The sequence below is a fragment of the Streptomyces sp. CB00455 genome (assembly GCF_001905445.1).
Taxonomy (GTDB): domain Bacteria; phylum Actinomycetota; class Actinomycetes; order Streptomycetales; family Streptomycetaceae; genus Streptomyces.
The window spans coordinates 280606-304772 of sequence record NZ_LIVQ01000003.1 but is presented as its reverse complement, the minus strand read 5'-3'; the positions used below and the strand labels follow the sequence as shown (position 1 = coordinate 304772).

The following is a 24167-nucleotide window of genomic DNA, read 5'->3' as shown; positions in this document are numbered from 1 at the left end:
GCCCCCGACGAACACTCCGCGTGCGCGGCGCGTACGTACGGCCCGGCCCTCTCCCGCTCACCGGCCGGCCGGCGCCACTTCCCCGGCGCCGGCGGACCGGGTCCCTTCCCGGGGGAGGACCCCGGTGGCGCGTACGCCGGCCGCGCCGTTATCTGAGAGGGCGCTTTGACTAGCGAGTCCCGACATGTCCCGGTGATGCTCCAGCGGTGCCTGGACCTGTTGGCCCCGGCGCTGGAGAGGCCCGGGGCCGTCGTCGTCGACTGCACCCTCGGCCTCGGCGGCCACAGCGAGGCCCTGCTGTCCCGGTTCCCCGAGGCCCACCTGATCGGCCTCGACCGCGACAAGGAGGCCCTGCGCCTCTCCGGAGAGCGGCTCGCCCCCTTCGGCGACCGGGCCACCCTCGTCCACGCGATCTACGCCGACCTCGCCGAGGTCCTCGACGGACTGCGCATCCCCGCCGTCCAGGGCATCCTCTTCGACCTCGGCGTCTCCTCCATGCAGCTGGACGAGGCCGACCGCGGCTTCGCGTACGCGCAGGACGCCCCGCTCGACATGCGGATGGACCAGACGACGGGCATCAGCGCCGCCGAGGTGCTCAACACCTACGCGCCGGGCGAGCTCGTCCGGATCCTGCGCCAGTACGGCGAGGAGAAGCAGGCCAAACGCATCGTGTCGGCGGTCGTCCGGGAGCGGGAGAGGGAACCCTTCACCAACAGCGCCCGGCTGGTCGAGCTGATCCGCGACTCCCTGCCGCAGGCCGCCAAGCGGACCGGCGGCAACCCCGCCAAGCGGACCTTCCAGGCGCTGCGCATCGAGGTCAACGGGGAGCTCTCGGGGCTGGAGCGGGCGATCCCGGCGGCGGTGGACCGGATCGCGGTCGGCGGCCGGATCGCGGTGCTCTCCTACCACTCGCTGGAGGACCGGCTGGTCAAGCAGGTCTTCGCAGCGGGTGCGGCCACCACGGCGCCGCCCGGGCTGCCGGTGGTCCCGGAGAAGTACCAGCCGAAGCTGAAGCTGCTGACCCGCGGCGCGGAACTGCCGACCGAGGAGGAGATCGCCGAGAACCGGCGGGCCGCCCCGGCGCGCTTCCGCGGGGTCGAACGCATCCGGGAGGCGCGACTGTGACGGCCGGGGGCGGCAAGGCCGGGCGGTTCGCCACGCTGACGCGCGGGCGGGCGGCCCGGGTCGGCCGCGCGATCGGCGGCCGCCCCGGCCGCCCCGGGGGCTCCGCCGGGCAGGCCGCGCGGATGCCGTTCGTCCTGCTGGTCGTGGCCCTGCTCGGCGGCGGCCTGATCAGCCTGCTGCTGCTGAACTCGGCATTGAACGAGGGCTCCTTCCAGCTGAGCAGGCTGAAGAAGGAGACCACCGCCCTCACGGACGAGGAACAGGCCCTCCAGCGGGACGTCGACGGGTACTCGGCCCCCGACGCGCTCCAGCGCCGGGCCCAGGAACTGGGCCTGGTCCCCGGCGGCAGCCCGGTCTTCATCGGCCCGGACGGCAAGGTCACCGGCTCCGCCGCCGCCGCCGAGACCCCGGCGTCCCCGTCCCCGCCGCCGGCCGCCGCCCAGGCCGCTCCCGCCGCGCAGCCCGCGGCCTCCACGGGCCCGGCCGCCGGCCAGCCCGGCGCCGGCGGCGCGCCCTCGGGGCAGCCCGGACCCGGCGGGGCGGCACCCCAGGCCCCCGGCCAGGCGCCGGGGCAGCCCGCCACGGGCGGGGCCGCACCCCAGGCACCCGCCCCCGCCGGCCAGGCCGCGCCGCAGAACCAGTCCCCGGCCGCCCCCGGCGCGGCCCCGCAGCCCCACCAGACCCCCGGAAGGTGACGTCGTGACGCGGACCCCTGCGGGGCCTTCCCCCGCCTCCGGCCCCGAGCAGGGCGGACCGCCGCTCCCCGGACGGCCCGGCCGCCCCGCCGCCACCGGCGCGCCCGGCGCGGCCCACGCCGCGGCGGTGGCCGCATGAGCCCCCAGGAACCGCCCCGGCGGCGGGTGCCCCGCCCCGCCCGGCCCCGGCCCGTCGACCGCGCCCGCCCCACGGGCCGCCCCGCCCCGCGCCCCGCCGTCCGCCGGCCGGCCGGCGCCCGCACCGCGCACACCATCCGCCTCGGCAGCCCCCGGCCACGGCTGCGCCTCGTCGGCGCCGGCCTGACCGCCGTCATGCTCGTCTTCGTCGTCCGCCTGCTCCAGGTGCAGGCCGTCGACGCCCCGGCCTTCTCCGCCGAGGCGTCCAAGAACCGCTACACGAGCGTCAAACTCGCCGCCGAGCGCGGTGAGATCACCGACCGCAAGGGCGTGGCCCTGGCCACCAGCGTCGACGCGTACGACATCACCGCCGACCCGAAGATGTTCACCCCGCAGGACAGCAAGGCCCCGGACGCCCCCGAGCAGGCCGCCGCCCTCCTCGCGCCCATCCTCGGCAAGGACGCCAAGGAGCTCGCCGGGCGGCTGAAGACGAAGAACACCCGCTACGTCGTCCTCGCCCAGCGCCAGACCCCCCAGGTGTGGAACCAGATCAAGGACCTCAAGCGGGTCTTCGCCGAGAAGGCGGCGGCCGACAAGAGGAACAACGGCCCCGGCGCCAACGTCCTGGCCGGGGTGTTCAACGAGGACAGCAGCAAGCGCGTCTACCCCAACGGCGACCTGGCCGCCGGGATACTGGGCTACGTCAACGCCGAGGGCAAGGGCGGCGGCGGTCTGGAGTCCTCCCTGGACAAGAAGCTGTCCGGCAAGGACGGCGAGGTCACCTACGCGCAGTCCGGTGGCCGCCGGGTGCCCACCGCGGGCTCCAGCGAGAAGCCGGCCGTGCCCGGCGAGGACATCGAGCTGACCATCGACCGCGACATCCAGTGGGCGGCCCAGAGCGCCATCGCCGAGCAGGTCCAGAAGTCCGAGGCCGACCGCGGCTACGTCATCGTCCAGGACACCCGGACCGGCGAGGTGCTGGCCATGGCCAACGCACCCGGCTTCGACCCCAACGACCTGACCCGGGCCCGCTCCACCGCCATGGGCAACGCCGCGCTCCAGGACGTCTACGAGCCCGGCTCCACCGCCAAGGTGATGTCGATGGCCGCCGTGCTGGAGGAGAAGAAGGCCACCCCCGCCACCCACGTCGAGGTCCCCAACCGGCTGCACCGCGGCGACCGGCTGTTCAAGGACGACATCGACCACCCGACCTGGTACCTGACGCTCAACGGCGTCCTCGCCAAGTCCTCCAACATCGGCACCATCCTGGCCACCGGCCAGCTCGGGGCCACCCAGAAGGAGGCCAACGAGGTCCTGCACTCCTACCTGACCAAGTTCGGCATCGGACAGCCCACCGGCCTCGACTACCCCGGCGAGTCCCGCGGCATCCTCGCCAAGCCGGGCGACTGGTCCACCTCCCAGCAGTACACGATCCCCTTCGGCCAGGGACTGTCCCTCAACGCCATGCAGGCCGCCTCCGTGTACTCGACGATCGCCAACGGCGGGGTCCGCATCGAACCCACCCTGGTCCGCGGCACCAAGGGCCCCGACGGCCGCTTCACCCCGGCGCCGGCGCCGGAACACAGCCGCGTGGTCAGCGCGGAGACCGCCAAGACCCTCGCCGAGATGCTCGAATCCGTGGTCGACGACCAAGAGGGCACCGGCACCAAGGCCCGCATCCCCGGCTACCGCGTCGGCGGCAAGACCGGCACCTCCAACCGGGTGGATCCGGCCACCGGACGCTACAAGGGCTACACCGCCTCCTTCGCCGGCTTCGCGCCCGCCGACAACCCCCGCATCACCGTCTACTGCGCCATCCAGAACCCCACGAAGGGCAGCTACTTCGGCGGACAGATCTGCGGGCCGATCTACAAGAAGGTCATGGAGTTCGCCCTGAAGACCCTCCGGATCGCCCCCACCGGCACCGCCCCCGCCGGGCTCCCCGTCACCTACGACCCCGGCCCGCAGGCCGCCCCGCAGCCCAGCCCGCAGCCCGGTCCGTGACCCGCGGACCGGCCGGCCCCCTCAGAAACGCGTGAGGCACCATCAGTGACAACGATCACCCCGGAACCCGGGAACCAGACGCCCGCCGGCGCCGAGGCCGGGCCCTCGCTTCGCGGGCGGCCCACCGCGCCCGGTACGCTCACCGCCGTGCCCCACGCTGATCAGCCCAGAACCACCCAGAAAGACGCCCCGGCAGCGCCGCCGGGAGCGCCCCGGCCCGTGTCCGCCCGCCCGACCCCCCTGGGCGAGCTGGCCACCCTGCTGGGCGTCCGAGCGCCAGGCGCGGCGCAGATCACCGGCATCACGCACGACTCCCGTGCGGTCCGCCCGGGAGACCTGTACGCCGCCCTGCCGGGCGCGCGGACGCACGGCGGCGACCACGCCGCCCAGGCGGCCGCCCTCGGCGCCGCGGCCGTGCTGACCGACCCCGCGGGGACGGAGCGCGCCGCCGCGACCGGCCTGCCCGTGCTCACCGTGGACGACCCGCGCGGCCGGATGGGCGAGCTCGCCGCCGCGATCTACGGCCGACCCGGCGAGGAACTGCTCCAGATCGGCATCACCGGCACCTCCGGCAAGACCACCACGGCGTACCTCGTCGAAGGCGGCCTGCGCGCGGCGGGCCGCAGCACCGGACTCGTCGGCACCGTCGAGATGCGCATCGGTGACGAGCGCATCAAGTCCGAGCGCACCACCCCCGAGGCCACCGACCTCCAGGCCCTGTTCGCCGTCATGCGCGAACGCGGGGTCGAGGCCGTCGCGATGGAGGTGTCCAGCCACGCCCTGGTCCTCGGCCGCGTCGACGGCTGCGTCTTCGACGTCGCCGTCTTCAACAACCTGAGCCCGGAACACATGGAGTTCCACTCCGGCATGGAGGACTACTTCCAGGCCAAGGCCGGCCTCTTCACCGAACGCCGCGCCCGCCGCGGCGTGGTCAACCTCGACGACGAGTACGGCCGCCGCCTGGCCAAGGAGACGACCATCCCGGTCGTCACCTTCTCCGCCGAGGGCGACCCGGCCGCCGACTGGCGCGCCGAGGACGTGGTGTTCGGTCCGGCGAGCTCCACCCTGACCCTGACGGGCCCCGAAGGACAGCGCGTACGGGCCATCGCCCCGCTGCCCGGCCCGTTCAACGTCGCCAACACCGTCGCCGCGATCGTCACCCTCGCCGCCGCCGGCCTCGACCCGCAGACCGCCGCCGACGGCGTCGCCGCGGTCCCCGGGGTCCCCGGCCGGCTGGAGCGGGTCGACGCGGGACAGCCGTACCTGGCCGTCGTCGACTACGCGCACAAGACCGACGCCGTCGAATCGGTCCTGCGCGCCCTGCGCGAGGTCACCGAAGGCAAGCTGCACATCGTGCTCGGCTGCGGCGGCGACCGCGACACCACCAAACGCGCCCCGATGGGCGCGGCGGCCGCCCGGTTCGCCGACGTCGCCGTCCTGACCTCCGACAACCCCCGCTCCGAGGACCCCCTCGCGATCCTCGCCGCGATGTTCGAAGGCGCCGTGTCCGTGCCGCCGGCCGAGCGGGGCACCGTCCTCGTCGACGCCGACCGGGCCGCGGCCATCGCCGCCGCCGTCGCCCGCGCCCGGGCCGGCGACACCGTGCTGGTGGCGGGCAAGGGCCACGAACAGGGGCAGGACACCGCGGGCGTCGTACGCCCCTTCGACGACCGCGAGGTGCTCCGCGCGGCGATCGAGACCCAGCAGAGCAGTGCCCGACAGGCCGAGGTGAACCAGTGATCGCCCTCTCCCTCGCCGAGATCGCCGACATCACCGGCGGGCGGCCCCACGACATACCGGATCCGTCCGTGCGGATCACCGGCCCCGTCGTCATCGACTCCCGACAGGTGGAGCCCGGCAGCCTGTTCGCCGCCTTCGACGGCGAACACGTCGACGGCCACGACTACGCGCAGCGCGCCGTCGCCGCCGGAGCCGCGGCCGTCCTCGCGGCCCGGCCCGTCGGCGTACCCGCCGTCGTCGTGCCGGACGTCGAAAAGGCGCTCGGCGCCCTCGCGCGGGCCGTCGTGGGGCGCCTGGGCACCGACGTGGTGGCCCTGACCGGCTCCGCCGGCAAGACCTCCACGAAGGACCTCATCGCGCAGGTCCTCCAGGCGCACGCGCCCACCGTGTGGACGCCGGGCTCCCTCAACAACGAGATCGGCCTGCCGCTCACCGCCCTGAAGGCCACCGCCGACACCCGGCACCTCGTGCTGGAGATGGGCGCCCGCGGGATCGGCCACATCGCGTACCTCACCGGCCTGACGCCGCCGCGCATCGGGCTCGTCCTCAACGTCGGGACCGCCCACATCGGCGAGTTCGGCGGCCGCGAGCAGATCGCCCAGGCCAAGGGGGAACTGGTCGAAGCGCTGCCGGCCGAGGCCGAGGGCGGGGTCGCCGTCCTCAACGCCGACGACCCGCTCGTGCGTGCCATGTCCGCCCGTACGAAGGCCCGTACGGTCCTGTTCGGCGAGGCCGAGGACGCCGACGTCCGGGCCACCGACGTGCGCATGACCCCCGGGGGACAGCCCGCCTTCACACTCCACACACCGACCGGGTGCAGCGATGTGACCTTGCGGCTGTACGGTGAGCACCACGTGTCGAACGCGCTCGCCGCTGCCGCCGTGGCCCATGTACTGGGCATGTCCAGCTCGGAGATCGCCACCGCGCTCTCCGGGGCGGGCACCTTGTCCCGGTGGCGGATGGAGGTCACCGAGCGGGCGGACGGCGTGACGATCGTCAACGACGCCTACAACGCGAACCCGGAGTCCATGCGGGCCGCCCTGCGCGCGCTTGCCGCGATGGGCGGCGCAGCCAGGGCGAACGGGGGACGCACGTGGGCGGTGCTCGGCCGCATGGCCGAACTCGGCGACGCATCGCTGGCGGAGCACGACGCGGTGGGACGGCTTGCCGTCCGGCTCAACGTGAGCAAGCTCGTCGCAGTCGGGGGCAGGGAAGCGTCCTGGCTGCAACTGGGCGCATATAACGAGGGTTCGTGGGGTGAGGAGTCGGTGGTCGTGTCCGACGCGCAGGCGGCGGTCGACCTGTTGCGCAGTGAACTGCGCCCGGGTGACGTCGTGCTGGTGAAGGCTTCCAGGTCGGTCGGTCTGGAACGGGTCGCGCTGGCGTTGCTGGAGCGCGAGGGCGAGGTCGCCGACCGATGAGGCAGATCCTGTTCGCCGGAGTCATCGGACTCTTCCTCACGCTCATCGGCACCCCGCTGCTGATCAAGGGGCTGGCCCGCAAGGGCTACGGCCAGTTCATCCGCGACGACGGCCCCCGCGGCCACGCCGGGAAGAAGGGCACACCCACCATGGGTGGCATCTCCTTCATCCTGGCCACCCTCGTCGCGTACGCCCTGACGAAGGTGATCACGTCCAGTGAGCCGACCTTCTCGGGCCTGCTCGTCCTCTTCCTGATGGCGGGCATGGGTCTGGTCGGCTTCCTCGACGACTACATCAAGATCGTCAAGCAGCGTTCGCTGGGCCTGCGCGCCAAGGCGAAGATGGCCGGGCAGCTGATCGTGGGCATCGCCTTCGCGGTGCTCGCGCTCCAGTTCTCCGACGCGCGCGGGCTGACCCCGGCCTCCACCAAGCTGTCGTTCGTCACGGACTTCGGCTGGTCGATCGGGCCGGTGCTCTTCGTGGTCTGGGCCCTGTTCATGATCCTGGCGATGTCCAACGGCGTGAACCTGACCGACGGTCTGGACGGCCTGGCCACGGGCGCCGCGGTGATGGTCTTCGGCGCCTACACCTTCATCGGCGTGTGGCAGTACCAGGAGTCCTGCATCAACGCGGAGACCCTGACCAACCCCGGTGCCTGCTTCGAGGTGCGCGACCCGCTGGACCTCGCGGTCGTCGCCTCCGCCCTGATGGGCGCCTGCTTCGGCTTCCTGTGGTGGAACACCTCGCCGGCCAAGATCTTCATGGGTGACACCGGTTCGCTGGCCCTGGGCGGCGCGCTCGCCGGCCTCGCGATCTGCTCGCGCACCGAGTTCCTGATCGCCCTGCTCGGCGGTCTCTTCGTCCTCATCACCATGTCGGTCGTCATCCAGGTCGGCTCCTTCAAGCTGACCGGGAAGCGCGTCTTCCGGATGGCCCCGCTGCAGCACCACTTCGAACTCAAGGGGTGGTCCGAAGTCCTTGTCGTGGTCCGCTTCTGGATCATCCAGGGCATGTGCGTGATCGTGGGTCTCGGTCTCTTCTACGCGGGATGGGCAGCCGACAAGTGACCTCCTGGCACGGCAAGAACGTCACCGTCGCCGGTCTCGGCGTGAGCGGCATCAGCGCCGCCCGCGCCCTGGCCGGCCTCGGCGCTTCGGTGACCGTCGTCGACGGCGGCGACAGCGAGGGCCACCGCGCCCGCGCCGCCGAACTCGGCGAACTGGGCATCTCCGTACGCCTCGCCGACGCGCACACCCTGCCCGAGGGCACCGACCTCGTCGTCACCTCGCCCGGCTGGAAGCCCGACAGCCCGCTCTTCGCCGCCGCCGCCGAGGCCGGCGTCGAGGTGGTCGGGGACGTGGAGATCGCCTGGCAGCTGCGCGGGGAGAACGCCGCCCCCTGGCTCGCGATCACCGGCACCAACGGCAAGACCACCACCACGCAGATGCTGGCCTCGATCCTCAGGGCCGCGGGCCTGCGGACGGCGGCCGTCGGCAACATCGGCACCCCCATCGTCGACGTGGTGCTCGACGAGGGCGCCTACGACGTGCTCGCCGTCGAACTCTCCAGCTACCAGCTGCACTGGGCGCCCTCACTGCGCGCCCACTCCGCGGCCGTCCTCAACCTGGCCCCGGACCACCTCGACTGGCACGGCTCGATGGAGGCGTACGCCGCCGACAAGGGCCGCATCTACGAGGGCAACACCGTGGCCTGCGTCTACAACGTCGCGGACAAGGCCACCGAGGACCTGGTCGTGGCCGCCGACGTCGAGGAGGGCTGCCGGGCGATCGGCTTCACCCTCGGCGCCCCCGGCCCCTCCATGCTCGGCGTCGTCGACGGCATCCTCGTCGACCGCGCCTTCGTCCAGGACCGGCAGAAGAACGCCCAGGAACTCGCCCACGTCGAGGACGTCAACCCGCCGGCCCCGCACAACATCGCCAACGCGCTCGCCGCTGCGGCGCTGGCCCGCGCCTTCGGCGTGGAGCCGCGCGCGGTCCGCGACGGGCTGCGCGACTTCCGTCCGGACGCCCACCGGGTCGCGTACGTGGACGAGGTCGGCTCGGTCGTCTACATCGACGACTCCAAGGCCACCAACACCCACGCGGCCGAGGCGTCCCTCGCCGCCTTCGAGCCCGTCGTGTGGATCGCGGGCGGCCTCGCCAAGGGCGCGACCTTCGACGAGCTGGTACGGCGCTCCGCGAAGCGGCTGCGCGGCGTGGTGCTCATGGGCGCCGACCGGGCGCTGATCGCCGAGGCGCTGGCGCGACACGCCCCCGAGGTCCCGGTCGTCGACCTCGACCGGACCGACACTGGGGCGATGCTCGCAGCGGTCCGGGAAGCGGCCCGCCTCGCCGAGCCCGGCGACACCGTCCTGCTGGCGCCCGCCTGCGCCTCCATGGACATGTTCGCGAACTACAACAAGCGCGGGGACGCATTCGCCGACGCGGTGCGCGAACTGGCCGCCGGGAGCGCCGCGGACACGGCGCAGGCCTAGGGCCCCGGGACAGGTTCCCTCCGGCCGGCTGATCGCCTCGTACGAGTGGAGGGGAAGATCACAGATGCCGGCCAAGCAGATGCTGCCCGGACGGCGGCCTTCCGCCGTCACGGCGCAGGGCCGCAAGCGCCCGTCGATGCGTGCCGGGCGGCCCGGCGCGCGCGGGCCGCTGGCCCGGCTGCGGCGTACCCAGCAGCAGGTGCGCAAGGCCTGGGACCGTCCGCTCACGGCGTATTACCTGATCTTCGGCAGCTCGCTGCTCATCACCGTGCTCGGCCTGGTGATGGTCTACTCCGCCTCCATGATCAAGGCGCTCCAGCTCGGTCTGGGGGACGCCTACTTCTTCAAGAAGCAGTTCCTGGCGGCCCTGATCGGCGCCGGACTGCTGCTGGTCGCCTCCCGGATGCCCGTCAAGCTCCACCGGGCGCTGTCCTATCCGGTGCTCGCGGGCACCCTGTTCCTGATGGTCCTGGTCCAGGTCCCCGGGATAGGGGTCTCGATCAACGGCAACCAGAATTGGATCTCCCTTGGCGGTCCGTTCATGCTCCAGCCCAGTGAGTTCGGCAAGCTGGCGCTGATCCTGTGGGGCGCCGACCTGTTGGCGCGCAAAGGCGACAGGGAACTGCTCAGCCAGTGGAAGCACCTGCTGGTGCCGCTGGTCCCGGTGACCTTCCTGCTGCTCGGCCTGATCATGCTGGGCGGGGACATGGGCACCGCGATGATCCTCGGGGCCATCCTGTTCGGCCTGCTCTGGCTGGCGGGCGCCCCGACCCGGCTGTTCGTCGGGGTGCTGGCGTTCGCCGGTGTGATCGTCGCACTGCTGATCAAGACGAGCCCGCACCGGATGGACCGGCTGGAGTGCATCGGCGCGACGGATGCGGGCAAAAACGACCTGTGCTGGCAGGCCGTTCACGGGATCTACGCCCTCGCCTCCGGCGGATGGTTCGGTTCCGGCCTGGGTGCCAGTGTGGAAAAATGGGGACAACTACCCGAAGCCCACACGGACTTCATCTTCGCCATCACCGGGGAGGAACTGGGTCTGGCGGGGACGCTGTCGGTACTCGCCCTGTTCGCGGCTCTAGGCTATGCGGGTATCCGCGTGGCCGGACGCACGGAGGACTCCTTCGTACGGTTTGCCGCGGGAGGCGTGACCACCTGGATCACGGCCCAGGCCGTGATCAACATTGGTGCGGTGCTCGGCCTGCTGCCGATCGCCGGAGTCCCGCTCCCGCTGTTCTCCTACGGGGGGTCGGCCCTGCTGCCGACCATGTTCGCGGTCGGACTGCTCATCGCCTTCGCGCGGGAGGAGCCGGCGGCGCGCGCGGCCCTCGCGATGCGGCAGCCGAAGACCGGCTGGAGGCGGACCGGGGTGAGATGGAAGTCGATGAGACGGCGCGTCAAGAAGCGACCGTCCGGAGAGCGGTGAATTTCGGTGCATGTCGTACTCGCCGGTGGGGGGACCGCCGGCCACATCGAGCCGGCGCTCGCCCTCGCGGACGCCCTGCGCAGGCAGGACCCTTCAGTGGGCATCACCGCCCTCGGTACCGAGCGCGGTCTGGAGACCCGCCTCGTGCCGGAACGCGGTTACGAGCTGGGGCTGATCCCCGCCGTACCGCTGCCCCGCAAGCCAACGCCCGAGCTGATCACCGTCCCAGGACGGCTGCGCGGCACGATCAAGGCCGCGGAGGAGATCCTCCTGCGCACCAAGGCCGACTGCGTCGTCGGTTTCGGCGGCTACGTGGCGCTGCCCGGCTACCTCGCGGCCAAGCGGCTCGGGGTGCCGATCATCGTCCACGAGGCCAACGCCCGGCCGGGACTGGCCAACAAGATCGGCTCCCGGTACGCGCACGCCGTCGCGGTCTCGACCCCCGACAGCAAGCTGCGCGGTGCCCGCTACGTGGGCATCCCGCTGCGGCGCTCCATCTCGACCCTCGACCGGGCCGCGGTCCGTCCGGAGGCGCGTGCCGCCTTCGGCCTCGACCCCAACCTGCCGACCCTGCTGGTCTCCGGAGGCTCGCAGGGCGCCCGCCGCCTCAACGAGACCATCCAGGCCGTCGCCGCGACCCTCCAGCGCTCCGGGATCCAGATCCTGCACGCCGTCGGGCCGAAGAACGAACTGCCGCGTGTCGACAACATGCCCGGGATGCCGCCCTATGTGCCGGTACCGTACGTGGACCGGATGGACCTCGCCTACGCCGCCGCGGACATGATGCTGTGCCGCGCGGGGGCGATGACCGTCGCCGAACTGTCCGCCGTCGGGCTGCCCGCCGCTTACGTCCCGCTGCCGATCGGCAACGGCGAACAGCGGCTCAACGCCCAGCCGGTGGTCAAGGCCGGCGGCGGCCTGCTCGTGGACGACGCGGAGCTGACGCCCGAGTGGGTGCTCAGCGAGGTGCTCCCGGTGCTGTCCGACCCGCACCGCCTGTACGAGATGTCCCGGGCCGCCGGTGAGTTCGGCCGCCGGGACGCCGACGATCTGCTGGTCGCCATGGTGTACGAGGCGATCGCGGCACACCGCAACCGCTGAGGCGGGACCACACAGACGCAGGAGGCGCAGGAGTGGCCGGAGCGACGACCGCACCACGTGGGAACCCGGGCCCCGGCCCGGCCGCCCGGAAGGCCGCCGGCTCTCCCAAGCCGGCCGAAGCCCCGAAGTCGTCGCGGGGAACCGGCCCTCAGGGCCCCGGCAGACGCCTGCGACGGGGCCCTGTGCTGGCTTCCCTGGCCGCCGCGGTGCTCCTGGCCGCCGGCGGCACCTGGGCGCTCTACGGCTCCTCCTGGCTCCGTGTCGAGAAGGTCACCGCGGCCGGCACCGATGTGCTCTCCCCCGAGCAGGTGCTGGCCGCGGCGGCCGTCCCGGTCGGCGCACCGCTGGCCGGCGTCGACACCGACGAGATCGAGAACCGGGTCCGCAGCCGTCTTCCCCGCATCGATTCGGTCGATGTGGTGCGGGCCTGGCCGCACGGGATCGGGCTGAAAGTGACAGAACGCAAACCCGTCCTGCTCATCGAGAAGGACACCGGGTTCCTGGAAGTGGACGCATCGGGTGTGCGATTCGACACGGTTGCGAAAGCACCCCCGGGCGTACCGGTTCTGGAATTGAACGCGCGGCAGTCCCCGAGCGCCCGCCGCTTCGACGAGGAGCGGCTGCTCCACGAGGCCGTGCTCGTCGCAGGATCGCTCCCGGCGCCGGTCGCCAAGGAGACCCTGCAGGTCACGGTGGGTTCGTACGATTCCGTGGTGCTGGAGCTGACCGGGAGCCGGACCGTGGCGTGGGGCAGCGGCGAACTGGGCGACGCCAAGGGGCGCGCGCTGAGCGCCCTGCTGAAAGCCGCGCCCAAAGCCCGTCACTTCGACGTGAGCGTCCCCACCGCCCCTGCCGTGTCCGGGAGTTGACGCCCGGCCGAACACCGACGCACCCTGGTTGGCCAGCGCTACGGGTGATCACATAGGGTGAAAAGAAAAACGGGAGGTTCGGCGTGTTCGTTGAACACGCGCTACTTGTCGACTTAGTGTCCTGTTCGGAAGAGTCAAGGAACAGACACACACTTAACCCTAAACTTCAGGGTTAGGGTTCGGGTCGGCGCGTTCGGACCGTCCCCATTTCGGCATCAGTCGTCGCAACGCAGGCCCGCGAGGCGGCGACACGTAACTCGAGGCGAGAGGCCTTCGACGTGGCAGCACCGCAGAACTACCTCGCAGTCATCAAGGTCATCGGTGTCGGCGGCGGTGGTGTCAATGCCATCAACCGAATGATCGAGGTCGGTCTCAAGGGCGTCGAGTTCATCGCCATCAACACGGACGCCCAGGCGCTGTTGATGAGCGACGCCGACGTCAAGCTCGACGTCGGCCGCGAACTCACCCGGGGCCTCGGCGCCGGCGCCAACCCGGCCGTCGGCCGCAAGGCGGCAGAGGACCACCGCGAGGAGATCGAGGAGGTCCTCAAGGGCGCCGACATGGTCTTCGTCACCGCCGGTGAGGGCGGCGGCACCGGCACCGGCGGCGCACCCGTCGTCGCCAACATCGCGCGCTCGCTGGGCGCCCTGACGATCGGTGTGGTCACCCGGCCGTTCACCTTCGAGGGCCGGCGCCGCGCGAACCAGGCGGAGGACGGCATCGCCGAGCTCCGCGAAGAGGTCGACACCCTCATCGTCATCCCCAACGACCGGCTGCTGTCCATCTCGGACCGCCAGGTCAGCGTGCTCGACGCCTTCAAGTCGGCCGACCAGGTCCTGCTCTCGGGCGTCCAGGGCATCACCGACCTCATCACGACCCCGGGTCTGATCAACCTCGACTTCGCGGACGTCAAATCCGTGATGTCCGAGGCCGGCTCCGCCCTCATGGGCATCGGCTCGGCCCGCGGCGACGACCGCGCGGTGGCCGCCGCCGAAATGGCGATCTCCTCGCCGCTGCTGGAGGCCTCCATCGACGGCGCCCGCGGGGTGCTGCTCTCCATCTCCGGTGGCTCGGACCTCGGTCTCTTCGAGATCAACGAGGCCGCGCAGCTGGTGAGCGAGGCCGCGCACCCCGAGGCGAACATCATCTTCGGCGCTGTCATCGACGACGCGCTCGGCGACGAGGTACGGGTCACCGTCATCGCCGCCGGCTTCGACGGGGGCCAGCCTCCGGCCCGCCGGGACAACGTCATCAGCGCCGCGTCCACGAAGCGCGAGGAGCCGGCCCCGGCTCCGGTCCGCGCGCCCGAGCCGGCCCGGCCGGCCTTCGGCGGACTCGGCTCGGTCACCCCGCGCGAGGAGCCCCCGGCCCCGGCCCCGGCGCCCCCCGTCGAGACCCAGGCCCCCGTCCAGCAGGTCCCGACGGCCCGGCCGTACCAGGACAGCCCGGCCGAGGAACTGGATGTCCCGGACTTCTTGAAGTGACACCTGAGCAGCACCACGTGGGCGGCGCCCACTTCGCCTTCACCGACCGGTGGGGCGGGGTGAGCGCCGTTCCGTACGAAGAGCTCAACCTCGGCGGCGCGGTCGGAGACGACCCGGCCGCCGTTCGCGCGAACCGGGAGCGTGCGGCCCGGTCGCTGGGGCTCGACCCCGCGCTGGTCGTCTGGATGAACCAGGTGCACGGCCGCGACGTCGCGGTGGTCGACGGCCCCTGGCGCGCGGGGGCGGAGGTCCCCGCCGTGGACGCGGTGGTGACCGCCCGCCGGGGGCTCGCCCTCGCCGTGCTCACCGCCGACTGCACCCCCGTCCTGCTGGCGGACCCCGTCGCGGGGGTCGCGGGGGCCGCACACGCCGGGCGGCCGGGGCTGGTCGCGGGCGTGGTGCCCGCCGCGGTCGAGGCGATGGTCGCCCTCGGTGCCGAGCCCGGGCGGATCGTGGCCCGTACCGGACCGGCGGTGTGCGGGCGCTGTTACGAGGTGCCCGCCGGGATGCGGGACGCGGTGTCCGAAGTGGTGCCGTCCGCCCGGGCGGAGACCTCCTGGGGCACGCCGGCGGTCGACGTGGTCGCCGGGGTGCACGCCCAGCTCGCGCAGGCGGGGGTGGCCGGCGGTCTGCGATCGGCGGTCTGCACACTGGAGTCGCGGGACCACTTCTCGTACCGCCGCGACCGGGTGACCGGGCGGCTCGCCGGATATGTCTGGTTGGAATAGGAAATGACGGACCGTAAGTCGGAACTCGCGGCGAACCTGGCGCGCGTGGAGGAACGCATCGCGTCCGCCTGCGCGGCCGCGGGGCGCGAGCGGGAAGAGGTGACGCTCATCGTGGTCACCAAGACCTACCCCGCGAGCGACGTACGACTGCTGGCGGAGCTCGGTGTCCGTCATGTGGCGGAGAACCGTGACCAGGACGCGGCCCCCAAGGCCGCGGCCTGCACGGACTTGACCCTCGGCTGGCACTTCGTAGGCCAGTTGCAGACGAACAAAGTCCGTTCCGTGGCGGGATACGCGCATGTGGTGCAATCCGTCGACCGCCCCCGGCTGGTGAGCGCCCTCTCGGCGGCCGCCGGGAACGCGGGCCGGGAACTCGGCTGCCTCGTGCAGGTCGCCCTCGACGCGGAGGCGGGCGGGCGCGGGGCCCGGGGCGGCGCGGCGCCGGAGCAGCTCGCGCAGTTGGCGGACCTCGTCGCCGGGGCGCCGGGACTGCGGATCGACGGCGTGATGACGGTCGCCCCGCTGGCCGGCCCGTACGCGGGTCGCGAACAGGCCGCTTTCGAGCGGCTGGTTGAATTGTCATCCCGCCTGCGCGCGGACCATCCGGGTGCCACGATGGTGTCGGCCGGAATGAGCGGAGATCTGGAACAGGCCGTTGCGGCCGGTGCGACACATGTGCGCGTCGGCACTGCGGTACTCGGCGCGAGACCCCGGCTCGGGTAACGTCGCGAAGAAAGTCGGACCACAGCAGAAAATATGGTCATTACCGCTGATGAGCGGGCAGACCACGTGGATCGCGGGCAGTTGGTGACATTCGTGACACAGCGGCACCTGCGACAGGGCGATCCACCACAGAGCGGAGGACTCGGAGAATGGCCGGCGCGATGCGCAAGATGGCGGTCTACCTCGGCCTCGTGGAGGACGACCGGTACGACAACCCGGGGTACGACCCCGACGACGAGTTCGAGCCCGAGCCGGAACCGGAGCGGGCCCGAGACCGGGACCGTCGACAGCAGCCCGTGCACCAACCGCCCGTAACGGACGAACCGGTACGAGTCGCCCAACCTCCGGCACAGCGGGAACCCATCCCCATCCCGGCAGAAAGCGGACGTCCCGCGCGAATCGCCCCCGTGGCATCCATCACACCTGACCGCACCAACCTGGAGAAGAACGCCCCCGTGATCATGCCCAAGGTCGTCTCCGAGCGGGAGCCGTACCGCATCACGACGCTGCACCCCCGGACCTACAACGAGGCCCGTACCATCGGGGAACACTTCCGTGAGGGCACTCCGGTGATCATGAATCTCACGGAGATGGACGACACGGACGCGAAGCGTCTCGTGGACTTCGCCGCCGGTCTCGTCTTCGGCCTGCACGGCAGCATTGAACGAGTGACACAGAAGGTGTTCCTGCTGTCGCCTGCTAACGTCGATGTCACGGCGGAGGACAAGGCCCGCATCGCGGAGGGCGGGTTCTTCAACCAAAGCTAGACCGATCCGTCAGATACGGGACCGGGAACAGAGCGGGAGCAGGGGAGAGGGAAGCACGGGATGGGCGTCGCACTGCAGGTGGTCTACATCGTGCTGATGTGCTTCCTCATCGTGCTGATCTTCCGACTGGTCATGGACTACGTGTTCCAGTTCGCACGTTCATGGGCACCCGGCAAGGCGATGGTGGTCGTTCTGGAGGCCACCTACACTGTCACCGATCCACCGCTCAAGCTTCTCCGGCGTTTCATCCCGCCGTTGCGTCTCGGGGGCGTGGCACTCGACCTGTCCTTCTTCGTTCTGATGATCATCGTTTACATCCTCATCAGTTTCGTGAGCACCGCTGCGAGAAGCGTGTGAACGATGAGCTTCCCCGCAGGCGCGGGGACAGTCCCGATTTGGTCTTGCCGACTGCCGACGACTACGTAGAGGTGAAGAAGACATGCCGCTGACTCCCGAGGACGTGCGGAACAAGCAGTTCACGACCGTCCGCCTGCGAGAAGGCTATGACGAGGACGAGGTCGACGCCTTCCTCGACGAGGTCGAGTCCGAACTGACGCGCCTGCTGCGCGAGAACGAGGACCTGCGCGCCAAGCTGGCAGCCGCCACGCGTGCCGCCGCGCAGAACCAGCAGCAGCAGGGCATGCGCAAGCCGGAACCCCAGGACCAGCGAGGCCCCGGCGCCCCCGTGCCCGCGGCCATATCCGGCCCGCCGCAGCAGCAGCAGATGGGCCCGCCGCAGCTGCCGGGCGGCCAGCCCCAGCTGCCCCCCGGCCCCGGCGGACACGGACCCCAGGGTCCGGGCCCGATGGGCGGCCCCATGCAGCAGCACCCCATGGGCGGACCGCAGGGCATGGGCCAGCAGCCCATGGGCCAGCAGGGCATGGGCCAGCAGGGCATGGGCCAGCAGGGCATGGGCCAGCAGGGCATGGGTCAGCAGCAGTCGATGGGCGGGCAGAACCAGCTCGGCCAGCCGATGGGCCAGCAGATGCAGCCGATGGGGCAGCAGATGCAGCCCATGGGCCAGCAGATGCACCAGCAGCAGCAGCCGCAGCTCCCGCAGCAGGGCCCCGGCGGCGACAGTGCTGCCCGTGTGCTCTCGCTCGCGCAGCAGACGGCCGACCAGGCGATCGCGGAGGCCCGCTCCGAGGCCAACAAGATCGTCGGCGAGGCCCGTTCGCGTGCCGAGGGTCTGGAGCGGGACGCCCGTGCCAAGGCCGACGCCCTGGAGCGGGACGCGCAGGAGAAGCACCGCGTCGCGATGGGCTCCCTGGAGTCCGCCCGCGCCACGCTGGAGCGCAAGGTCGAGGACCTGCGGGGCTTCGAGCGCGAGTACCGCACGCGGCTGAAGTCCTACCTGGAATCGCAGCTGCGTCAGCTGGAGACCCAGGCCGACGACTCCCTGGCCCCGCCGCGGAACCCGGGTGCCCCCTCGCTGCCGCCGTCGCCGTCGCCGTCGCCCTCGATGGCGCCGGCCGGTGCGATGAGCCACTCCATGGGCGGCCCCTCGATGGGCGGTCCGTCCCCCATGGGCGGTCCCTCCCCGATGGGTGGTCCGTCCTACGGCGGCAACCAGCAGCAGATGTCCCCGGCGATGACGCAGCCGATGGCTCCGGTGCGGCCGGCCGCGCCGCAGCCGATGCAGCAGGCGCCGTCTCCCATGCGGGGCTTCCTGATCGACGAGGACGACAACTAGGCGCCACCGCCGCGTCGGTCGGCAGTCGCTTCACACGGGCCGGGCCCGGTTCCCCTTCGGGGGCACCGGGCCCGGCCCGTTCCCGTTCCCGGTGCCGGTGCCGGTGGGCAGGCGCCGCGGGCTGCGCCAGGGCTTCGCGGGGCTCCGCCCCGGACCCCGCGCCTCAATCGCCGGCGGGGCTGGGGTTGCCCTCCGGGCTCCCGGCCACCGCCGGCGGGGCTGGATGTGCCCTTCGGGCTCCCGGTCGGCCGTCGGTGGGGCTGGAATTGTGCTTCGGGCACTCAGCCGGCCCCGGCGGGGTTGGCGTTGTGCTTCGGGCAGTCGGTGCTCGCCAGGTGGGCCGGGGATGGCCGAAGTGGGGGAGGGGGGATGGCGAACGGCCCGCCCTCCCCGTGGTGGGGAGGGCGGGCCGTCGGGGAGGTGGGTTACGCCTTGCGGAGGCGGAAGGTCAGGGACAGGGAGTCGTCCGTGAACGGGGCGCCGTAGGCGGCGTCCGCCTCGCCCCGGGCGAAGTCCGTGCACAGGACCTCGTCCGCGATCAGGACCGCGTGGTCCGTCAGGGCCGTGACCACCTCCGGCGCGTCGGAGACCCACCGCAGGGCGATCCGGTCCGCCACGTCCAGGCCGGAGTTCTTCCGGGCCTCCTGGATCAGGCGGATCGCGTCACGCGCCAGGCCCGCCAGCCGCAGCTCCGGGGTGATCTCCAGATCCAGGGCGACCGTCGCGCCCGAGTCCGAGGCCACCGACCAGCCCTCGCGCGGGGTTTCCGTGATGATGACCTCCTCCGGGGTGAGGGACACGGACTCGCCGTTCACCTCGACCGCGGCGGAGCCGGACCGCAGGGCCAGCGACAGCGCCGCCGCGTCGGCCGCGGCCACCGCCTTCGCGACGTCCTGGACGCCCTTGCCGAACCGCTTGCCGAGCGCCCGGAAGTTCGCCTTGGCCGTGGTGTCCACCAGGGAGCCGCCGACCTCCGAGAGGGAGGCCAGGGAGGAGACGTTCAGCTCCTCGGTGATCTGGGACCGCAACTCCGGGGTGAGCGCCTCGAAGCCCACGGCCCCCACGAGCGCGCGCGAGAGCGGCTGGCGGGTCTTGACCCCCGACTCCGCGCGCGTGGCGCGGCCCAGCTCCACCAGCCGGCGTACGAGCTGCATCTGCTGGGAGAGCACCGGGTCGACGGCCGCGGTGTCCGCGACCGGCCACGTCGAGAGGTGGACCGACTCGGGGGCCTGCGGGGTGACCGGGACGACCATGTCCTGCCAGACCCGCTCCGTGATGAAGGGGGTCAGCGGCGCCATCAGCCGGGTGACCGTCTCCACCACGTCGTGCAGCGTGCGCAACGCGGCGGCGTCGCCCTGCCAGAAGCGGCGGCGAGAGCGGCGGACGTACCAGTTCGACAGGTCGTCGACGAAGGCGGACAGGAGCTTGCCCGCCCGCTGGGTGTCGTAGGCCTCCATGGCGTCGGTGACCTCGGCGACGAGGGTGTGCAGCTCGGAGAGCAGCCAGCGGTCCAGCACGGTGCGGTCGGCAGGCGCCGGGTCGCAGGCGGAGGGCGCCCAGTTCGAGGTGCGGGCGTACAGCGCCTGGAAGGCGACCGTGTTCCAGTACGTGAGGAGGGTCTTGCGGACGACCTCCTGGATCGTGCCGTGCCCGACCCGGCGGGCCGCCCACGGGGAGCCGCCGGCCGCCATGAACCAGCGCACCGCGTCGGCGCCGTGCTGGTCCATGAGCGGGATCGGCTGGAGGATGTTGCCCAGGTGCTTGGACATCTTGCGGCCGTCCTCGGCGAGGATGTGGCCGAGGCAGACCACGTTCTCGTAGGAGGACTTGTCGAAGACGAGGGTGCCGACCGCCATCAGCGTGTAGAACCAGCCGCGCGTCTGGTCGATGGCCTCCGAGATGAACTGCGCCGGGTAGCGCTTCTCGAAGACCTCCTTGTTCTTGTACGGGTAGCCCCACTGCGCGAACGGCATCGAACCCGAGTCGTACCAGGCGTCGATGACCTCCGGGACGCGGACGGCGGTCAGGGCGCAGCCCTGCGCCGTGCAGGGGAAGGTGACCTCGTCGATGTACGGGCGGTGCGGGTCCAGGGCGGACTGGTCGGTGCCCGTCAGCTCGCTCAGCTCCGCGAGGGAGCCGACGCAGGTGAGGTGGTCCTCCTCGCAGCGCCAGATCGGCAGGGGGGTGCCCCAGTAGCGGTTGCGGGACAGCGCCCAGTCGATGTTGTTGTTCAGCCAGTCGCCGAAGCGGCCCTGCTTGACCGAGTCCGGGAACCAGTTGGTCTTCTCGTTCTCCCGCAGCATCGCCTCCTTGACGGCGGTGGTGCGGATGTACCAGGACGGCTGCGCGTAGTAGAGCAGGGCCGTGTGGCAGCGCCAGCAGTGCGGGTAGCTGTGCTCGTAGGCGATGTGCTTGAAGAGCAGGCCGCGCGCGTCGAGGTCGGCCGTCAGCTTCTCGTCGGCCTTCTTGAAGAAGACGCCGCCGACGAGCGGGACGTCCTCCTCGAAGGTGCCGTCGGGGCGGACCGGGTTCACGACCGGCAGGCCGTAGGCGCGGCACACGGCGAGGTCGTCCGCGCCGAAGGCGGGGGACTGGTGGACCAGACCGGTGCCGTCCTCGGTCGTGACGTACTCGGCGTTCACGACGTAGTGCGCGGGGGCCGGGAATTCGACGAGCGAGAACGGGCGCTCGTAGGTCCAGCGCTCCATCTCCTTGCCGGTGAACGACCGGCCGGTGGCCTCCCAGCCCTCCCCGAGCGCCTTCTCCAGCAGCGGCTCGGCGACAACCAGCTCCTCGGAGCCCTCCTCGCCGGTCCGGCGCGCCACGACGTACGTCACGTCCGGGTGCGCGGCGACGGCGGTGTTGGACACCAGGGTCCAGGGGGTCGTCGTCCAGACGAGGAGCGCGGCCTGCCCGGCGAGCGGGCCGGAGGTCAGCGGGAAGCGGACGAAGACGGAGGGGTCGACGACCGTCTCGTAGCCCTGGGCCAGCTCGTGGTCGGACAGGCCGGTGCCGCAGCGCGGGCACCACGGGGCGACACGGTGGTCCTGGGTGAGCAGGCCCTTCCCGAAGATCTCCTTCAGCGACCACCACACGGACTGGACGTAGTCCGGGTCCATGGTCCGGTAGGCGTCGTCCAGGTCGACCCAGTAGCCCATCCGGGTCGTGAGCTCGGTGAACGCGTCGGTGTGGCGGGTCACGGACTCGCGGCACTTGGCGTTGAACTCCGCGATGCCGTAGGCCTCGATGTCCTGCTTGCCGTTGAAGCCCAGTTCCTTCTCGACGGCGAGCTCGACGGGCAGGCCGTGGCAGTCCCAGCCGGCCTTGCGGGCCACGTGGTAGCCGCGCATGGTGCGGAACCTGGGGAAGACGTCCTTGAAGACACGGGCCTCGATGTGGTGCGCGCCGGGCATGCCGTTCGCGGTCGGCGGGCCCTCGTAGAACACCCACTCGGGGCGGCCCTCGGACTGCTCCAGCGTCTTGGCGAAGGTCTTGCTCTCGCGCCAGAAATCGAGGACGGCGTGCTCCAGGGCGGGCAGGTCGACCTGGGCGGGTACCGGGCGGTACTGCGGCGGTGTGGTCATGAGGCTGAACTCTTCCTCCGGCGGGATGTCACTTCCGTCCGGAGGGACGAGAGCGTTGGAGCTGCTCCCGCGGTACCACCCTCCTTGGCCTCCGGACGACTGGTCCGGCGGCCCCCTCATTGGGGTGCGAAGCCGGTTCTACTCGCCGTACGGGACCTTGCGGGCCCGTGCGCGCTTTCTTCCGGCGGCTCCGGGGTGATCCTTCACATCGCGCTCGCCCCCGGGCTCTCACCGTCCCCGGGTCGCTCCTGGCTGCGTCCGACGCTACTCGTCCCCATCCATGCCTTTCGCTGGGCCCAGTGTACGGGGCACGGGGGCGCGCGGCCGACCGGTTTGCGGGGCCGTCGCACCGGCGGCGCCCGGGGTGCGCCGACGGCCTGCGCGCGGGCTCCCCGGCGTGCCCCCGGGTGACCCGAACGGTCCGACGCGCCCCCGCGGGATCCGGTGGGGCCGGTGGGGCGGATTACCGGGCTTCCGGATGGGCACAACGGATGCAGGCTGGCCTCGACGGATGCGTGCCCCGTTGCCGCGGGGCCGGAGCCGATTTATCGTTCCGGCACGATTCGCGAGCAATGATCACAGTATGTGAAGGGGCCGCGGCCATGGTGGCGAAGAAGACCGCCGGTACTGCCCGGAAGGCGGTTGCCGGGAAGATTCCGGCCAAGGCACCCGCGAAGAAGGAGCCGGCCGGGAAGACGACCGCCGTCAGGAAGACGACCGCCGCCGGGAAGACGACCGCCGCCGGGAAGACGGCCGGCGCCGGGAAGACGGCGGGCGACGACGAGACGACCGTCGAGAAGCGGGAAGCCGCGGCCAAGCCGGCCGGGGCCGAGGGGGCGGCGAAGGCCGCGAAGAAGACGGGAGCCCGGAAAGTGGTCGCCAAGAAGAGCACGGGTACGACGAGGAAGACGGCGACGGCCGCCACCAGCGGCCTGCCCAAGGTGCGGGCCGCCGCCACGGTCACCGCGCCCGCGGACCTCGCCGTACGGCCCGGCGAGGACCCGTGGACGCAGGGCGAGGTCGACGAGGCCCGCAGCGGGCTGACGAGCGAGGTGCTGAGACTGCGGGCCGAGCTCGACGCCTCCGAGGTGGCCATCTCGGGTCTGATGAGGGACTCGGGAGACGGCGCCGGCGACGACCAGGCGGACACGGGCACGAAGAACATCACCCGGGAGTCCGAGCTGGCCCTGGCCGCGAACGCCACGTCCATGCTGGAGCAGACCGAGCGGGCCCTGGAACGGCTGGAGGCGGGCACGTACGGCATCTGCGAGAACTGCGGGCAGCCCATCGGCAAGGCCAGGATGCAGGCCTTCCCCCGGGCGACGCTGTGCGTGGACTGCAAGCAGAAGCAGGAGCGGCGGCACTAGTGCTGCGGTCCTGCCGCGGCTGCGCGGGCGCGGCAGGATCCCGGAGCAGCGGCACCGAAGGGTGCCCGGCCGGCCGGGGCGTGCCGGGTCGGGCCCGGGACGGACGGGCGGCCGGTTCGGCGGCGGCCGCTCGCCGGGCGGTACGCGGGCGCCCTGACGTACCCTCGTGTCTCGTCAGGGTCCAGGAACCTGGCGGGGCTGTTTCGTCGGCAACCTGGTTCGGGCTAGTTCGAGGGACTCACGTGGCAGAGGCGGAGCGCATCATCGGTACGCCGGAGGTCGGGGACGACGCCGAGCCGCAGTACGCCGGACCCGGCGGGCGCCGGCGGATCGCGGCGCTGCTCGTCGTGGCGGTGCTCGCCTACCTGCTGGACCTCGGCAGCAAGATGCTGGTCGTGGCGAAGCTGGAGCACCAGCCGCCGATCGAGATCGTCGGTGACCTGCTGAAGTTCGAGGCGGTCCGCAACGCCGGCGCCGCCTTCGGTTTCGGCGAGGCCTTCACGATCATCTTCACCTGCATCGCGGCCACCGTGATCGTGGTGATCGTCCGGCTGGCCCGCAAGCTCTACAGCCTGCCCTGGGCGATCGCGCTCGGCCTCCTGCTGGGCGGAGCGCTGGGCAACCTGACCGACCGGATCTTCCGCTCGCCCGGTGTGTTCCGGGGGGCGGTCGTCGACTTCATCGCTCCAGCCCACTTCGCCGTCTTCAACCTCGCCGACTCGGCGATCGTGTGCGGCGGCATCCTGATCGTGCTGCTCTCGTTCAAGGGTCTGGACCCGGACGGCACCGTCCACAAGGACTGAGCGCG

At 72.0% G+C, this 24167-nt stretch carries 20 protein-coding genes; 19 read left to right on the top strand and 1 reads right to left on the bottom strand.

Features of this window, described 5'->3' with window-relative positions; genetic code table 11:
- Positions 1 to 195 precede the first annotated feature (195 nt).
- From rsmH to AMK16_RS13870, 17 genes are all read left to right on the top strand, one after another.
- Positions 196 to 1125 (top strand): 16S rRNA (cytosine(1402)-N(4))-methyltransferase RsmH, encoded by a 930-nt coding sequence (gene rsmH, locus AMK16_RS13945; protein ID WP_242438763.1) that lies wholly within the window; start codon positions 196 to 198, stop codon positions 1123 to 1125.
- The gene (locus AMK16_RS13940) at positions 1122 to 1820 is read left to right on the top strand and encodes a septum formation initiator family protein (protein WP_443333564.1); all 699 of its coding nucleotides are present in this window, start codon (positions 1122 to 1124) and stop codon (positions 1818 to 1820) included. Before rsmH ends, AMK16_RS13940 begins: the two co-directional genes overlap by 4 nt.
- A 4-nt stretch (positions 1821 to 1824) precedes the next feature.
- Positions 1825 to 1959 carry a hypothetical protein gene (locus tag AMK16_RS38095; RefSeq protein WP_274535361.1) on the top strand — a complete coding sequence of 45 codons (135 nt, stop codon included), beginning with the start codon at positions 1825 to 1827 and terminating at the stop codon, positions 1957 to 1959.
- Positions 1956 to 3962: a peptidoglycan D,D-transpeptidase FtsI family protein gene (locus AMK16_RS13935; protein WP_073914387.1), complete on the top strand. Its 2007-nt coding sequence runs from the start codon at positions 1956 to 1958 to the stop codon at positions 3960 to 3962. Before AMK16_RS38095 ends, AMK16_RS13935 begins: the two co-directional genes overlap by 4 nt.
- Positions 3963 to 4007: 45 nt before the next feature.
- Positions 4008 to 5702, top strand: a complete 1695-nt coding sequence (locus tag AMK16_RS13930; RefSeq protein ID WP_073914384.1) for a UDP-N-acetylmuramoyl-L-alanyl-D-glutamate--2,6-diaminopimelate ligase — start codon at positions 4008 to 4010, stop codon at positions 5700 to 5702.
- On the top strand, positions 5699 to 7123 hold the full coding sequence (locus AMK16_RS13925; RefSeq protein ID WP_073914382.1) for a UDP-N-acetylmuramoyl-tripeptide--D-alanyl-D-alanine ligase: 1425 nt from the start codon (positions 5699 to 5701) through the stop codon (positions 7121 to 7123). The genes AMK16_RS13930 and AMK16_RS13925 overlap by 4 nt, the downstream gene beginning before the upstream one ends.
- Positions 7120 to 8190: a phospho-N-acetylmuramoyl-pentapeptide-transferase gene (gene mraY, locus AMK16_RS13920; RefSeq protein ID WP_073914379.1), complete on the top strand. Its 1071-nt coding sequence runs from the start codon at positions 7120 to 7122 to the stop codon at positions 8188 to 8190. Before AMK16_RS13925 ends, mraY begins: the two co-directional genes overlap by 4 nt.
- A complete protein-coding gene (murD, locus tag AMK16_RS13915; RefSeq protein WP_073914377.1) occupies positions 8172 to 9617 on the top strand; it encodes a UDP-N-acetylmuramoyl-L-alanine--D-glutamate ligase in 1446 nt (481 codons plus the stop codon). The genes mraY and murD overlap by 19 nt, the downstream gene beginning before the upstream one ends.
- Before the next feature lie 64 nt (positions 9618 to 9681).
- Complete coding sequence (gene ftsW / locus AMK16_RS13910; RefSeq protein WP_073914374.1) at positions 9682 to 11043, top strand: putative lipid II flippase FtsW; 1362 nt, start codon at positions 9682 to 9684, stop codon at positions 11041 to 11043.
- A gap of 6 nt (positions 11044 to 11049) precedes the next feature.
- A complete protein-coding gene (gene murG / locus AMK16_RS13905; protein WP_073914372.1) occupies positions 11050 to 12144 on the top strand; it encodes an undecaprenyldiphospho-muramoylpentapeptide beta-N-acetylglucosaminyltransferase in 1095 nt (364 codons plus the stop codon).
- 32 nt (positions 12145 to 12176) lie between these two features.
- Entirely contained in the window at positions 12177 to 13013 is an 837-nt protein-coding gene (locus AMK16_RS13900) for a cell division protein FtsQ/DivIB (protein WP_073914369.1), read from the top strand.
- A gap of 278 nt (positions 13014 to 13291) precedes the next feature.
- Positions 13292 to 14497, top strand: a complete 1206-nt coding sequence (ftsZ, locus tag AMK16_RS13895; RefSeq protein ID WP_073914367.1) for a cell division protein FtsZ — start codon at positions 13292 to 13294, stop codon at positions 14495 to 14497.
- Positions 14494 to 15225 carry a peptidoglycan editing factor PgeF gene (gene pgeF, locus AMK16_RS13890; protein WP_242438722.1) on the top strand — a complete coding sequence of 244 codons (732 nt, stop codon included), beginning with the start codon at positions 14494 to 14496 and terminating at the stop codon, positions 15223 to 15225. The genes ftsZ and pgeF overlap by 4 nt, the downstream gene beginning before the upstream one ends.
- A gap of 3 nt (positions 15226 to 15228) precedes the next feature.
- Positions 15229 to 15948 carry a YggS family pyridoxal phosphate-dependent enzyme gene (locus tag AMK16_RS13885; protein WP_073914362.1) on the top strand — a complete coding sequence of 240 codons (720 nt, stop codon included), beginning with the start codon at positions 15229 to 15231 and terminating at the stop codon, positions 15946 to 15948.
- 149 nt (positions 15949 to 16097) lie between these two features.
- Complete coding sequence (locus tag AMK16_RS13880; RefSeq protein ID WP_073914360.1) at positions 16098 to 16715, top strand: cell division protein SepF; 618 nt, start codon at positions 16098 to 16100, stop codon at positions 16713 to 16715.
- A gap of 60 nt (positions 16716 to 16775) precedes the next feature.
- The gene (locus AMK16_RS13875) at positions 16776 to 17072 is read left to right on the top strand and encodes a YggT family protein (protein WP_073914357.1); all 297 of its coding nucleotides are present in this window, start codon (positions 16776 to 16778) and stop codon (positions 17070 to 17072) included.
- Positions 17073 to 17154: 82 nt separating this feature from the next.
- Positions 17155 to 18408 carry a DivIVA domain-containing protein gene (locus AMK16_RS13870; RefSeq protein ID WP_073914355.1) on the top strand — a complete coding sequence of 418 codons (1254 nt, stop codon included), beginning with the start codon at positions 17155 to 17157 and terminating at the stop codon, positions 18406 to 18408.
- 425 nt (positions 18409 to 18833) lie between these two features.
- On the opposite strand, the gene ileS is transcribed toward AMK16_RS13870, so the two are convergent.
- Positions 18834 to 21992 (bottom strand): isoleucine--tRNA ligase, encoded by a 3159-nt coding sequence (gene ileS / locus AMK16_RS13865; protein WP_073914352.1) that lies wholly within the window; start codon positions 21990 to 21992, stop codon positions 18834 to 18836.
- 572 nt (positions 21993 to 22564) lie between these two features.
- Here ileS and AMK16_RS13860 point away from each other — a divergent pair.
- The gene (locus tag AMK16_RS13860) at positions 22565 to 23359 is read left to right on the top strand and encodes a TraR/DksA C4-type zinc finger protein (protein ID WP_079191501.1); all 795 of its coding nucleotides are present in this window, start codon (positions 22565 to 22567) and stop codon (positions 23357 to 23359) included.
- A gap of 242 nt (positions 23360 to 23601) precedes the next feature.
- On the top strand, positions 23602 to 24162 hold the full coding sequence (gene lspA, locus AMK16_RS13855; protein WP_073914347.1) for a signal peptidase II: 561 nt from the start codon (positions 23602 to 23604) through the stop codon (positions 24160 to 24162).
- Positions 24163 to 24167 lie beyond the last annotated feature (5 nt).

Coding starts and splice junctions, on each gene's coding strand:
- rsmH (WP_242438763.1), top strand. CDS start 196: ATGCTCCAGCGGTGCCTGGACCTGTTGGCCCCGGCGCTGGAGAGGCCC.
- AMK16_RS13935 (WP_073914387.1), top strand. CDS start 1,956: ATGAGCCCCCAGGAACCGCCCCGGCGGCGGGTGCCCCGCCCCGCCCGG.
- mraY (WP_073914379.1), top strand. CDS start 7,120: ATGAGGCAGATCCTGTTCGCCGGAGTCATCGGACTCTTCCTCACGCTC.
- murD (WP_073914377.1), top strand. CDS start 8,172: ATGGGCAGCCGACAAGTGACCTCCTGGCACGGCAAGAACGTCACCGTC.
- ftsW (WP_073914374.1), top strand. CDS start 9,682: ATGCCGGCCAAGCAGATGCTGCCCGGACGGCGGCCTTCCGCCGTCACG.
- AMK16_RS13885 (WP_073914362.1), top strand. CDS start 15,229: ATGACGGACCGTAAGTCGGAACTCGCGGCGAACCTGGCGCGCGTGGAG.
- AMK16_RS13880 (WP_073914360.1), top strand. CDS start 16,098: ATGGCCGGCGCGATGCGCAAGATGGCGGTCTACCTCGGCCTCGTGGAG.
- AMK16_RS13875 (WP_073914357.1), top strand. CDS start 16,776: ATGGGCGTCGCACTGCAGGTGGTCTACATCGTGCTGATGTGCTTCCTC.
- AMK16_RS13870 (WP_073914355.1), top strand. CDS start 17,155: ATGCCGCTGACTCCCGAGGACGTGCGGAACAAGCAGTTCACGACCGTC.
- ileS (WP_073914352.1), bottom strand. CDS start 21,992: ATGACCACACCGCCGCAGTACCGCCCGGTACCCGCCCAGGTCGACCTG.
- AMK16_RS13860 (WP_079191501.1), top strand. CDS start 22,565: ATGATCACAGTATGTGAAGGGGCCGCGGCCATGGTGGCGAAGAAGACC.